12 protein-coding genes are annotated in these 12,270 nt (G+C 72.7%); 8 read left to right on the plus strand and 4 right to left on the minus strand.

The window, feature by feature from the left end; genetic code table 11:
- Positions 1-14: 14 nt before the first annotated feature.
- From KBO27_RS13705 to KBO27_RS13720, 4 genes are read right to left on the minus strand one after another with little or no spacing between them, the layout of a single operon-like run.
- Positions 15-1,271, minus strand: coding sequence for an SAM-dependent methyltransferase (locus tag KBO27_RS13705; protein WP_210970398.1), 1,257 nt, complete (start codon positions 1,269-1,271; stop codon positions 15-17).
- Positions 1,268-1,996 carry a DUF1365 domain-containing protein gene (locus tag KBO27_RS13710; RefSeq protein WP_210970399.1) on the minus strand — a complete coding sequence of 243 codons (729 nt, stop codon included), beginning with the start codon at positions 1,994-1,996 and terminating at the stop codon, positions 1,268-1,270. Before KBO27_RS13710 ends, KBO27_RS13705 begins: the two co-directional genes overlap by 4 nt.
- The gene (locus KBO27_RS13715; RefSeq protein WP_210970400.1) at positions 1,990-3,252 is read right to left on the minus strand and encodes an NAD(P)/FAD-dependent oxidoreductase; all 1,263 of its coding nucleotides are present in this window, start codon (positions 3,250-3,252) and stop codon (positions 1,990-1,992) included. Before KBO27_RS13715 ends, KBO27_RS13710 begins: the two co-directional genes overlap by 7 nt.
- Positions 3,249-3,872 (minus strand): alpha/beta fold hydrolase, encoded by a 624-nt coding sequence (locus tag KBO27_RS13720; protein WP_210970401.1) that lies wholly within the window; start codon positions 3,870-3,872, stop codon positions 3,249-3,251. Before KBO27_RS13720 ends, KBO27_RS13715 begins: the two co-directional genes overlap by 4 nt.
- Before the next feature lie 163 nt (positions 3,873-4,035).
- Between KBO27_RS13720 and KBO27_RS13725 the strand changes: the two genes are divergently transcribed.
- From KBO27_RS13725 to KBO27_RS13760, 8 genes are all read left to right on the plus strand, one after another.
- Entirely contained in the window at positions 4,036-5,286 is a 1,251-nt protein-coding gene (locus KBO27_RS13725) for a class I SAM-dependent methyltransferase (RefSeq protein WP_210970677.1), read from the plus strand.
- The gene (locus tag KBO27_RS13730) at positions 5,283-6,041 is read left to right on the plus strand and encodes a DUF1295 domain-containing protein (RefSeq protein WP_210970402.1); all 759 of its coding nucleotides are present in this window, start codon (positions 5,283-5,285) and stop codon (positions 6,039-6,041) included. Before KBO27_RS13725 ends, KBO27_RS13730 begins: the two co-directional genes overlap by 4 nt.
- A 42-nt stretch (positions 6,042-6,083) precedes the next feature.
- On the plus strand, positions 6,084-7,577 hold the full coding sequence (locus KBO27_RS13735) for a molybdopterin-dependent oxidoreductase (protein ID WP_246537239.1): 1,494 nt from the start codon (positions 6,084-6,086) through the stop codon (positions 7,575-7,577).
- An 84-nt stretch (positions 7,578-7,661) separates the two neighbouring features.
- Entirely contained in the window at positions 7,662-8,330 is a 669-nt protein-coding gene (locus KBO27_RS13740) for a fasciclin domain-containing protein (RefSeq protein ID WP_210970404.1), read from the plus strand.
- A gap of 205 nt (positions 8,331-8,535) precedes the next feature.
- Positions 8,536-9,864, plus strand: a complete 1,329-nt coding sequence (gene gdhA / locus KBO27_RS13745; RefSeq protein WP_210970678.1) for an NADP-specific glutamate dehydrogenase — start codon at positions 8,536-8,538, stop codon at positions 9,862-9,864.
- Positions 9,865-10,011: 147 nt separating this feature from the next.
- A complete protein-coding gene (locus tag KBO27_RS13750; protein ID WP_307870399.1) occupies positions 10,012-10,944 on the plus strand; it encodes a YihY/virulence factor BrkB family protein in 933 nt (310 codons plus the stop codon).
- Positions 10,945-11,047: 103 nt separating this feature from the next.
- Entirely contained in the window at positions 11,048-11,614 is a 567-nt protein-coding gene (locus tag KBO27_RS13755) for an RNA polymerase sigma factor (protein ID WP_307870400.1), read from the plus strand.
- A complete protein-coding gene (locus KBO27_RS13760; RefSeq protein WP_210970405.1) occupies positions 11,607-12,170 on the plus strand; it encodes a hypothetical protein in 564 nt (187 codons plus the stop codon). The genes KBO27_RS13755 and KBO27_RS13760 overlap by 8 nt, the downstream gene beginning before the upstream one ends.
- Positions 12,171-12,270: the final 100 nt, after the last annotated feature.

The raw sequence follows: 12,270 nt of genomic DNA on the forward strand, positions 1-12,270 counted from the left end.
CGCCGGGTCATTGTTCAGCCCTGAGCGGGTTTGCGATATCCGAGCTGCCAGACGTCGAGGTAGCCGGAGCGGAATCCCGCCTCGCTGTAGGCCAGGTAGAACTCCCACGTGCGGCGGAACCGCTCGCTGAAGCCCAGCGCGCGCACCTCGTCCCAGCGCTCCAGGAAGCGCTGCCGCCAGTGCTGCAACGTCGTCGCGTAGCTCGGGCCGAAGGAGTGCCGCTCGGTGCGGCGCAGCCCGGTGTGCTCGTCGAAGGCCGCCTCCAGCGCCTCGACCGAGGGCAGCCGGCCTCCGGGGAAGATGTACTTGTGGATCCAGGTGTAGGCGCCGTCGGTGGCCAGCATCCGGTCGTGCGGCATGGTGATCGCCTGCAGCCCGATCCGGCCGCCGGGCGCCACCAGCCGGTCCAGGGCGCCGACGTAGTCGGGCCAGAACTCGCGGCCGACGGCCTCGATCATCTCCACGCTCACCACCGCGTCGAACCGGCCGGTGATCTCCCGGTAGTCGGCCAGCCGCACCTCCACCCGGTCGGCGAGACCGTCCTCGGCCAGCGACTTCTGGGCGAGCCGCTGCTGCTCGGCCGACAGCGTCAGGGTGGTGACCCTGGCGCCTCGCCGGGCGGCGCGCGCGGCCAGCGAGCCCCAGCCGGTGCCGATCTCCAGCAGCTCGGTGTCCCGGCCGACCGCGGCCAGGTCCAGGATCCGGTCGATCTTGCGGACCTGCGCTGCGCCGAGGTCGTCACCGCCCGGCGGGAACAGCGCCGCCGAGTAGGTCATCGTCTCGTCCAGGAACGTCGCGAAGACGTCGTTGGACAGGTCGTAGTGGCGGTGGATGTTCTCCCGCGCTCCGGTGACCGTGCCCCGCTCGGTGCTCGGCTGGCGGGCCTCCACCCAGCGCCGCGCGCGTTGCAGCGGTGCGGGCACCAGCGTGGCGATCCGCGCGGCGAACGGGGTGAGCAGCTCCGCCGGGTCCGCGCTGGTCCACTCACCGGCCATGTAGGACTCGCCGAAGCCGATCTTGGCGTCGACGCCGAGGCGGTGGAAGAACGCCTCCGGGTCTTCCACGCGCATGAGCGGCGAATCCGGGCCGCCCGCGCCCAGCACGTCGCCGCCCGCGAGCGCGACGCGGACCGGCAAGGCGCGCACGGCGTGCCGGAACAGCCGCTCGGCGACCGCGGCGCGGACCGGCGAGTGCGGTGCGGCGCCGAGCAGATCCCACGGTCGGGCGGTCCCCGCGCTGTCCTGCGCGGCGGCGGTGGTCGTGGTGGTCATCGGACTCCTTCCTGGTGGAGGTGGGGAATGCGGCGGGTGCGGGGAGCCCGCCGGAGCAGCAGCGCGACGCCGTGGCGGCGGATGAGCGCGGAGATCCGCCGCGGTGCGAGCGGATGGCGCAGGGCCGTGCGCACGAGCTGCGCCGGGGTCGTCGGTCGGCGCCGGCCCGTCATCGAGGCCCGCAACGCGGTCCGGCCGTCGTGGACGAGCTCGACGTGCACGCGGAGCCGATCGCCCGGTGGTTCGAGGCGCATCCGGTAGTGGCCTTCGGAGGGCTGGAACGGTGAGACGTAGAACCGCTTGTCGACCTCGCTGACGCCGTCGTCGTCGGGACGCAGCAGGTAGCAGTGCCGTTCGCCGTAGGTGTTGTGCACCTCGGCCACCGCGCACTCCTGCGATCCGTCCGGGCGGTGGCACCAGAAGACCGTGATCGGGTTGAACGCGTGGCCCAGCACGCGGGCGCCCGCGAGCATCAGGACCCGGCCGCCGCGGAGGTCGACGCCCTGCAGCGCCAGCCAGCGGTCGAGGTTCTCGCGGATGCTGCGGTGCGGGTCGCCGAGGTGGTCGCGGGCGTCGAAGCGGATCAGCGAGCGCAGCGGCCGGGGCAGCCCGGGCAGGTCGTCGAGGTCGACCAGCCAGGTGTGGGCCCGGTGCCGGAAGCGGCGGCGCGGCTCGACCTCGCGGGAGTGGGTGATGACGACGTCGTAGAGGCGCACGATCACCACCCCGAACCCAGGGCCGTGGCCGCCCGCACGCCGGACAGGCAGCCGTCCTCGTGGAACCCCCACCCGTGGTAGGCGCCCGCGAACCGCACCCGGTCGTCGCCGATCGACGGCAGTTCCTCTTGCGCCGCAACCGAATCCGGTGTGAAGATCGGGTGTCGGTAGTGCATCTCGGCGAGCACGCTGCCGGGGTCCACGTCGGCGGAGCCGTTGAGCGTGACCACGTGGTCGGCGGGCTCGGCGAGACCCATCAGCCGGTTCATGTCGTAGCTGATCCTGGCCCCGCCCGAATCCCCGGTGCAGGCGTTCTTGAGGTAGTTCCAGGACGCCCTCGCGCCTCGGGTCGCGGGCAGCACCGACGCGTCGGTGTGCAGCAGCGTCGCGTTCTCCGAGTACTCGAATGCCCCCAGCGCGCGTCGCTGCGCCGCGGTCGGCTCGGCGAGCAGTCGCAGCGCTTGGTCGGCGTGGGTGGCCACGACCACGCGGTCGAACTCGTGCACCTCGTCGGCGGCGGAGCGGACCTCCACCCGGTCGGCCAGCCTGCGCACCGCGCGCACCGGCGTCGCGGTGCGCACGGCGCGCAGCCGCTCGGCGACGAGCCGCACGTACTCCCGGGAACCGCCGACCACGGTGCGCCAGGCCGGGGAGCCGCCGATCGAGAGCATCCCGTGGTGCCGCAGGAACTCGAAGAGGTAGCGCGCCGGGTACCGCCCGCTGGTGGCAGGTCCCGCCGACCAGACCGCGGACACCAGCGGGATCGCGAAGTGCTCGGTGAAGTGGCGGGTGTAGCCGCCGTGGGCCAGGAACTCCGCGAGCGTGCGCTGATCGCCACCGGGCCGGTCGAGCAGCTCACCGGCCTGCCGGTGGAACCGCCGCACCTGCGACAGCGTGCGCAGGTACCGGAGGTCGCGGAGGTTCTGCGCGCGCGGGAACAGCCCGCCGAGCCGCTTCGCGCCCGCGTACTCCAGCCCGCATCCCCGGCACCGCACGCTCATCGACATCTCGGTGTCCCTCGTGGACACCCCGAGCTCGGCGAACAACCGGAGCAGCTGCGGGTAGGTGCGCTCGTTGTGCACGATGAAACCGCTGTCGACGGCGATCACGCGCCCGTCGGCGGTGCGCACGTCGTGGGTGTGGGCGTGCCCTCCGAGCCGATCTTCGCCTTCGAACAGCACCACGTCGTGCGCGCGGGACAGCAGGTGCGCGGCGGTCAGCCCGGACACCCCGGCGCCCACGACGGCGACGCGCTCCCGGCTCATCGCGGGCACCGCGCGGTCGCGCAGTCGGCGGAGAACGCGGCGACCTGGGCGTTCCACTCCCGGGCCCGGCGCAGCATCGCGTGCCCGGAACCGCTGATCACGTGCCGCGAGACGGTCGCGCCCGCGCGTCGCGCGCGGTGGGCGTAGGCCAGGGACGTCTCCGGCGGGGTCGTCCGGTCCCGGTCGCCGTGGACGATCCGCACGATCCGGCCGGGCAGCTGCTCGACCGGGTCGTCCCCGGTCGTCCAGGGCGCGAGCGCGCACACGCCCACCACGTCCGGTTCACCGGCCAGCCGCAGCGCGACCCGTCCGCCCATCGAATGCCCCAGCAGCGCGATCCGCGCTCCCCGGTGCGCGCCGCGGATCACCTCGATCGCGCGCCGCGCGTCGCCGACCGCGTCCAGCGCGGGCTCGTTCCAGCCCCGCACCCGGTTGCGCAGCACCCACACCGCGACGTCCGGGCGGTGCCCGGCGCGGGCGAGCGGGAACATCCGCCGGTAGGCGGGCTGGGCGCCGCGCACGGGTGCGCGGCTGACGGGTCGCCCGCCGTGCAGCGCCAGCAGGACGGTCCGCAGTGGCGTCTCGGGCGACGTCAGAACGCGGAGGTTCGGTTCGTGCATGCCCTGGATTCGTGGCCCGAGGGCGCGCGGATTGCTCGTGTGACCACGGACACGTTCACCAGTCCACCGCGGGGTCCGCGCCGAATGGGCGAGAAAGAGGCATCCGACCCGGGAGGCGAGCGTGGCGCTGGTGAGCACGACCCGCAGCGGAGCTGCGGACATCATGCAGGAGATCGTCGGTGGCACCTTCGGCGTGCCGCTGCCGATCGGGGTGCGCGCCTGGGACGGCAGCCACGCCGGTCCGGCGTCGGGACCGCAGGTGGTGCTGCGCAGGCGGGCCGCGCTGCGGCACTTCCTGTGGAGCCCGGGAGAGCTGGGGCTGGCGCGCGCTTTCGTCTCGGGGGACCTCGACGTCGACGGTGACCTCACCGACGGGCTCCGCCGCTGCTGGGCGGCCGTGCGCGAGCACGGGCTCGACGGCTGGAGGATGGGCGCGCGCGAGTGGCGGGACGTCGCGCGGGCCGCGCTGCGCCTGGGCGCGATCGGTCCTCGGCCGCGAATCCCGGCCGCGGAGGCGCGGCTGTCCGGCCGGTTGCACACCCGGTGGCGCGACCGCGCGGCGATCGCGCACCACTACGACGTGGGCAACGACTTCTACGCGCTGCTGCTGGACCCGGCGATGGCGTACTCGTGCGGCTACTTCCCGACCGGTGGGGAAGACCTGCCGACCGCGCAGGAGGCCAAGCTGGAGCTGATCTGCCGCAAGCTCGGGCTGCGGCCCGGGATGCGACTGCTCGACGTCGGGTGCGGCTGGGGATCGCTGCTGCTGCACGCCGCCCGGCACCACGACGTCGAGGCCACCGGGATCACGTTGTCGCGCAGCCAGTTCGAGCACATCGAGCGCCGGGTGACCCAGCTCGGCCTGCAGGGCCGGGTGCGCGTGCGGCTGCAGGACTACCGGGAGCTGGTGGGCGTGCCCTACGACGCGGTGGCCAGCGTGGAGATGGGCGAGCACGTCGGGGAATCCCGGTACGGCGAGTACGTCGCCACCCTGCACCGGATGCTGCGCCCGCGCGGGAGGTTGCTGCTGCAGCAGATGTCCCGCGGCAGCGCGGCGGCTCCGGGCGGTGGCGCGTTCATCTCCTCCTACATCGCCCCGGACATGACGATGGTGCCGGTGGGGAGCACCCTCGAACGGCTCGAAGCGGGCGGTTTCGAGGTGCGCGACGTGGAGGCGATGCGGGAGCACTACGCGGACACCGTGCGCGAGTGGGCGCGCACGCTCGACGAGCAGCACGAGCGGGCGGAGCGGATGCTCGGGCCCGAGCAGCACCGGGTGTGGCGGCTCTACCTGGCCGGCGGGCTGCTCGCCTTCGAGGAGAACCGGATGGGAGTGGACCAGATCGTCGCGGTGCGTCCGGACGAGCGGGGGACCAGCGGGATGCCGCCGGTGCTGCGGGAGGTCGTGCGATGAGCCCGGCCGCCGCCGTCCCGCTGGCGTTGGCCGTCGCGCTGTTCGCGGTGACCGCGACGTTCGTGATCGCCCGCCTGCGCGGGCGCTACGACACCATCGACACCACGTGGGGAGCGGGTTTCGCGCTCATCGCGGCCGTGTCGTTCGCGACCGGGCGGACCGGTGCGCTGCCCGCGGCGGTCGTGGTCGTGTGGGGGATCCGGCTGGCGGTGCACCTGCACCGGCGCAACGCCGGGCTGCCCGAGGACCCGAGGTACGTGGAGATGGCGGCCGGCGCGCGGCGGTTCCCCGCGCTGCGCATGTTCGCGCGGGTCTACCTGGTCCAGGGCGTGGTGATGTGGTTCGTGGCGCTGCCCGTGCTGTTCGCCGGTCCCGGTGTCGGGGTCTTCACCGCGGTCGGTGCCGCGGTGTGGGCCGTGGGGATGTTCTTCGAAGCGGTCGGTGACGAGCAGCTGCGGCGGTTCCGCGCCGATCCCGCCAACGCCGGTCGCGTCCTGGACCGCGGGCTCTGGCGCTACACGCGCCACCCGAACTACTTCGGCGACGCCTGCGTGTGGTGGGGCGCGTACCTCATGGCCTGCCAGCACTGGCCCGGTCCGCTCGCGGTGCTCTCGCCGCTGCTGATGACGTGGCTGCTCGCGCGCGGCACCGGAAAACCCGTGCTCGAACGCCGGTTGCGCGAGCACCGACCCGAGTACGCCGCCTACGTCGAGCGCACCAGCGGATTTCTGCCCCTGCCGCCGAAGCGGCGGTGAGGTGCGGCCAATCCCTCCGGGGAGCGGCGACGAATGAAGGGCATGAGATCACCCGCGATCCGCGCGCTGTCCGGGGTGCTGGCCGTCGCCGCCGCGCTCGCCGCCGGTCACCTGCTGGCCGGTCTGGTGGAGCAGAACGCCTCCCCGTTCCTGGCCGTCGGCCACACCGCGATCGACCTGACGCCGGAACCGGTGAAGGCGCTGGCCATCCGGTGGTTCGGCGAGTGGGACAAGCTCGTGCTGCTGGCGGGGATGGCGGTGGTCATCGGTGCGCTGGCGGTCGTCGCGGGCCTGGTGTCGCGCCGCGGCCCGGCGCCCGGCGCGGTGCTGATCGCCGCGTTCGGGCTGCTGGGCGTGGTGGCGTCGGCGGCCCGGCCGGACGTGGGTGCGCTCGGGCCGCTGCCGTCCCTGGCCGCGGTGGTCGTCGGGGTCGTCGCGTTCGTCGCGCTGCACCGGGCCGGGACCGCGGTTGAGCCGTCGGCGGGCCGGCGGAGGTTCCTCGTCACCGCAGGAGGTCTCGCGGTCGGCTCGGTGCTCGGCGGCTTCGGCGGTTCCGCGCTGGCGCAGCGGTCCTCAGGCCGCGCGCGCGACGCGCTCGCCCGCCGCATCCCCGCGCCGGGACCCGTTCCGGGCGGTGCGGACTTCGCCGGTGTCGGCACCCCGGCGTTCCGCACCTCGAACGCCGACTTCTACCGCGTGGACACCGCGCTGGCGGTTCCCCGGGTGGATCCGGACTCGTGGCGGCTGCGGGTGCGCGGCATGGTCGGCCGCGAGCTCGAACTGTCCCTCGACGACCTGCTCCGCCGTCCGCAGGAGACCCGGACGATCACCGTGACCTGCGTGTCCAACGAGGTCGGTGGGCCCTACACCTCGACCGCCGAGTTCACCGGCGTGCCGTTCCGGGACGTCCTGCGCGAGGCGGGCGTCCGGGCCGGAGCGGAGCAGGTCTTCAGCACCAGCGCCGACGGGTACACCGCGGGAACGCCGGTCGAGGCGCTGCTGGACCCGGATCGACCGGCGCTGCTCGCCTACGGCATGAACGGCGAGCCGCTGCCGGCCGAGCACGGGTTCCCGGTCCGGATGGTGACCTCGGGGCTCTACGGGTACGTGTCGGCCACGAAGTGGCTGGTCGACGTGGAGCTCACCACCTTCGACCGGGAGACCTACTGGGAGCAGCGCGGCTGGGCCGAGCGCGCGCCGATCAAGGTGCAGTCCCGCATCGACCGGCCGAAGCCGTTCGAGAAGGTCGCCGCCGGGCGCTTCACCGCCGCGGGCACGGCGTGGGCCCAGCCGCACGGCATCGCGCGCGTCGAGGTGCGGGTGGACGGCGGGCCGTGGCGGGACGCGCAACTGTCCACAGAGGTCTCCGGGCACACCTGGCGGATGTGGCGGGTCGAGCTCGACCTGCCGACCGGCGGGCGCACCGTGGAATGCCGGGCCACCGACCGCAACGGCGCCACCCAGACGCCGCAGCGGGTGCCGACCGTCCCGGATGGAGCGACCGGCTGGCACTCGATCTTCTGCACCGCGCGGTGATATTTCCCCGCGATCGCACCAATCTCGCGCGGCACCTGCTCCGAATCCCCGATGACCGATGTTCGACAGAGGAGATGATCGTCCATGACCGCACTTCGCCGCTCTGCCCTCGGTGCCGGTGCCGCGGTGTTCACGTTCGCGCTGGCCGCTTGCGGCGGGCAGACGGAGCAGCCCTCGGCGGGCCAGGGCCAGGCGCCCCCGGCACCCGCGCCCGCGCCCGAACCGGCCGCGCCGATGCAGCAGGGCATGACCACGGCCTCGGACGTGTTCGGTCCCGGCTGCGCCCAGGTGCCCACCGACCCGGCGAACCCCGGTTCCGTGCAGGGCATGATCGACGACCCGGTCGGCACCGCGGCCTCCAACAACCCGCTGCTGACGAAGCTGACGGCCGCGGTCACCTCCGCCGGCCTGGTCGACACGCTCAACAAGTCCGACGCCCAGTACACCGTGTTCGCACCCGCCGACCCGGCGTTCGACGCGATCCCGCCCGAGCAGCTGCAGGCGATGCTGACCGATCCCGCCCAGAAGGAGGCGCTGACCAGCACCCTGACCTACCACGTGGTCCCGCAGCGGATGACCGCCGACGACCTGGCCAAGGCCGGTTCCGTCGACACCGTCCAGGGCGGGCAGATCAAGATCGAGGGGTCCGGCGACCAGCTGAAGGTCAACGGTGCCGGCGTGCTGTGCGGGAACGTGCCCACCGCCAACGCGACGGTCTTCGTCGTGGACCAGGTGCTCATGCCGGCGAAGTGACGCGGCGGAGGCGGGCGAGTCCGGGGAGGTCATCCGGGCTCGCCCGCTTCGCGCGTGCGTGATTGGGATAACTGGAGCAGCAGAACATCAAGTTCGCGAACCGTGTTTCGTTCAGGTCAATGTTCTGTTAAAAACAGTACAAGCGTTCTGTTATTCCTACTGCTGAGGAGCCTCGCCCGTGAGCCGAGACCCGAACGGACTAGAGCTGACGGCCGACGTCTTCGGTGCCATCCAGTTCCGCGACGGGCACCAGCCCGAGTTCGGCCAGGCTGTCTACGAGGTCCTGGAGTCGCTGGAACCCGCGCTCGCGCGGCACCCCGAGTACCTGCGGTCCGGTGTGCTGGAGCGGTTGTGCGAACCCGAGCGGCAGATCATCTTCCGGGTTCCGTGGACCGATGACGCGGGCGAGGTCAGGGTCAACCGCGGGTTCCGCGTCGAGTTCAACTCCGCGCTCGGACCGTACAAGGGCGGGCTCCGGTTCCACCCGTCGGTCAACATCGGCGTCATCAAGTTCCTCGGCTTCGAGCAGATCTTCAAGAACGCGCTCACCGGGCTGCCGCTCGGCGGCGGCAAGGGCGGCTCGGACTTCGACCCCAAGGGCAAGTCCGACGCCGAGATCATGCGCTTCTGCCAGTCGTTCATGACCGAGCTGCACCGCCACATCGGCGAGTACACCGACGTGCCCGCGGGCGACATCGGCGTCGGGCGCCGCGAGATCGGCTACCTGTTCGGCCAGTACAAGCGCATCACCAACCGCTACGAGTCGGGCGTGCTCACCGGCAAGGGGCTCAACTGGGGCGGATCCCAGGTGCGCACCGAAGCGACCGGCTACGGCACGGTCTACTTCGTCGAGGAGATGCTGCGCGCTCGCGGTGACGGCTTCGACGGCCGCCGCGTCGTGGTGTCCGGCTCGGGCAACGTCGCGATCTACGCCGCCCGGAAGGCCGAGGAGCTCGGCGGCACCGTCGTGGCGATGTCGGATTCCGGCGGCTACGTCGTCGACGAGAACGGCATCGACATCGAAGCGGTCCGGGAGCTCAAGGAGGTCCGCGCCGGTCGTCTCAAGGAGTACGCCGAGGACCACGAGCGCGCCCGGTTCGTCGAGGGCGGCTCGATCTGGGACGTGCCCTGCGCGATCGCGCTGCCCTGCGCCACCCAGAACGAGCTCGACGACGAGGCCGCGCTCGCGCTGGTGCGCAACGGCGTCGTCGCGGTCGGCGAGGGCGCCAACATGCCGACGACCCCCGGCGCGGTGAAGGTCTTCCTCGACTCCGGGACCTCCTTCGGGCCGGGCAAGGCCGCCAACGCCGGTGGCGTGGCCACCTCGGGCCTGGAGATGCAGCAGAACGCGTCCCGCGACTCGTGGCACTTCAACTACACCGACGCGCGGCTGTCGGAGATCATGGCCGACATCCACCACGGCTGCCTGGCCACCGCCGAGGCCTACGGAGCCCCGGGCAACTACGTCCTGGGCGCCAACATCGCCGGGTTCACCAAGGTCGCCGACACGATGCTCGACCTCGGCGTCATCTGAGGCCCCATCCCCTCCGGGCGTGTCCGCGAGGCGGTCGAGCACCGCGTCGCGGAAAATCACGATCAGGACCGTGACGCCGGGGCCCTCCCGCGCATCGGACCGTTCGTGATCACCACGCGAGAAGCAGAGCGCCCGGAGGAGGGGGTCGTGCCGCGCAGCCTCTTCCAGCGGCTTCGACACCCGCGCGACCCGCGGCTGCGGGGCCTGATCAGGCTGGCCTCCCGCACCGCGGAGGCCAGCGGGCGCTACCGGCTGATGGGCCTGGCGGGCGAGGCCGCGTTCTTCACGCTCACCTCGCTGCCGCCGGTCCTGCTGAGCGTCGTCGGCACCCTCGGTTACCTCGCCGGATGGCTCGGCCGCGAGGACACGGTCGCGGCGGTGGAGAACACCCTGGTGGAGGCCGCCGGAACGGTCCTGTCGCCGCAGGCCATCGATCAGCTGCTGCGGCCGGTGCTGCTCGAGGTCCTCGGATCGGGGCGCGCCGGGATCATCTCGATCGGTTTCGTCCTCGCCCTGTGGTCCGGGTCGGCGGCGCTGAACGTCTACATCGACACGATCTCGGTCGTCTACGGCCTCGGCGGCCAGCGCGGTGTGGTGCGGCAGCGGCTGATGTCGGTGCTGGTCTACGTGGTGGGCCTGCTGGTGGCGCTGATCCTGCTGCCGCTGCTGGCGGTCGGACCGTCGGTGATCGCCGGGTGGGTCCCGGAGGCGGCGGCGCTGGTGTACGGCCTGTACTGGCCGCTCATCGTGCTCGGCTCGATCGCCTCGCTGAGCACCCTGTACATGGTCTCGGTCCCGATCCGCGCTCCGTGGCGCGAGCACGTCCCGGGGGCCGCGGTGGCGCTGCTGGTGTGGCTGGCGGGCAGCTTCGGGCTGCGGATCTACCTGGACGTGAGCCTGCAGAACTCGCCCGTCTACGGCGCGCTGGCGGCCCCGATGGGCGTGCTGCTGTGGCTGTACGTCACGGCGTTCGCGGTGCTGCTGGGCGCCGCGGTCAACGCCGAGCTCGACACCGTCCAGCCGTCCCGGGTGATCGCCACGGCCCGCCGCGCCATCCGCGAGGACGGGTCCGCGTCGTGACCCCGCCGCCGGGTGCGATCATCGAGCTCACCGCCGGGTGCGGGCGGTGAAGTGGACCTCTGGTGGAGTCGCCTCTGCCGATGAGCTGCGGGAGACTTCGGGCGTGACCGAGCGGGTCGACACCGACAGAGACCTGATGGCCGCTGCCCAGCGCGGCGATGGCGTGGCGTTCGACGAACTGGTCCGTCGGCACACCGCGACGATGTACCGGGTCGCGTTCCGCATCCTCGCCGACCGGGCGGAGGCCGAGGACGCGGTTCAGGAGGCGTGGGTGTCCGCCTGGCGGTCGCTGAACCGCTTCCGGGGCGATGCCGCGCCGACCAAGTGGCTGTACCGGGTGGTGACCAACGCGGCGCTCGGCCAGGTCCGCAGGCGCCGGGCCGTACCGATGGACGTCAGCGACGAGTCGATGGACCACTTGTTCGCCGACGACGGCACGGGGAACCCCGAAGGGCATGCCGTGCGTTCCGAGGAGGCCGATCTGGTGCACCGGGCGATCGCCACCCTCGAACCCTCGCAACGGGTGCCGCTGGTGCTGCGCGAGTTCGAAGGGATGTCTTACGAGGAGATCGCCGAGGTGCTAGAGGTGAACACCGCCGCGCTGCGCTCCCGGTTGCACCGCGCCAGGTTGGCCCTGCTCGCGAGGTTGGAGGAGATGCGCCGTGGGTGACCTTCCCTTCGACCCCGAGCAACAGCTGGCCTGCGGGCACACCTACGGCGAGCTGGTCGAGCACCTCGCGGGCGACTCGACGCCGGAGTTCGCCGAGCACGTCGCCGGCTGCACGCACTGCCGCGCCGCGCTGGACCGGATGGCCCCCAGCTGGGCGCCGGTGCGCCGCGCGGCCCAGGTCTCCGTGGAACCGCCGAACGGCCTGCTCGACCGGGTGCTGATGACCTCCCGCCGGGCCCGGGGCGTCAACGTCGGACCGTCGATCGAGATCCCGCAGGAGGGCGGGGCGCTGCGGGTGACTCCGCACGCCGCGCTGGTGCTGGCGCGGCGCTTGACCGCCGAGCTGCTCGCGGGCTTCCCCGGAGTCCGGTTGCTGGCGTGCACGGGCGATTCGCAGGAGATCCGCGTCGAGCTCCGGGTGACCTACGGCTCGGACGCCCCGGAGCTGGCGACGCGGCTGCGCGAGGAGCTCGAGGACGGGCTGCGCGGTGCGCTCGGTCCGGGCGCCCCCGCCGTGTGGGTCCGCATCGCCGACGTCTCGTTCCCCGGGGAGTGACGAACCCGCATCGCTCGTGACGCGCGTCACGTCGCCGTCACGGATCTCCACCAGGCCGCATCTGATCTTCCGTCGGCAGCGGTTCGGCCCGGCCCGCGGT

Source organism: Saccharopolyspora endophytica (assembly GCF_018070075.1).
GTDB lineage: Bacteria > Actinomycetota > Actinomycetes > Mycobacteriales > Pseudonocardiaceae > Saccharopolyspora > Saccharopolyspora endophytica.

What these genes read in the sequence shown, in the direction of transcription:
- KBO27_RS13740 (WP_210970404.1), top strand. Translation starts at nt 7,662, where the DNA reads ATGACCGCACTTCGCCGCTCTGCCCTCGGTGCCGGTGCCGCGGTGTTC.
- KBO27_RS13715 (WP_210970400.1), bottom strand. Translation starts at nt 3,252, where the DNA reads ATGAGCCGGGAGCGCGTCGCCGTCGTGGGCGCCGGGGTGTCCGGGCTG.
- KBO27_RS13730 (WP_210970402.1), top strand. Translation starts at nt 5,283, where the DNA reads ATGAGCCCGGCCGCCGCCGTCCCGCTGGCGTTGGCCGTCGCGCTGTTC.
- KBO27_RS13720 (WP_210970401.1), bottom strand. Translation starts at nt 3,872, where the DNA reads ATGCACGAACCGAACCTCCGCGTTCTGACGTCGCCCGAGACGCCACTG.
- KBO27_RS13735 (WP_246537239.1), top strand. Translation starts at nt 6,084, where the DNA reads ATGAGATCACCCGCGATCCGCGCGCTGTCCGGGGTGCTGGCCGTCGCC.
- KBO27_RS13705 (WP_210970398.1), bottom strand. Translation starts at nt 1,271, where the DNA reads ATGACCACCACGACCACCGCCGCCGCGCAGGACAGCGCGGGGACCGCC.
- KBO27_RS13725 (WP_210970677.1), top strand. Translation starts at nt 4,036, where the DNA reads ATGCAGGAGATCGTCGGTGGCACCTTCGGCGTGCCGCTGCCGATCGGG.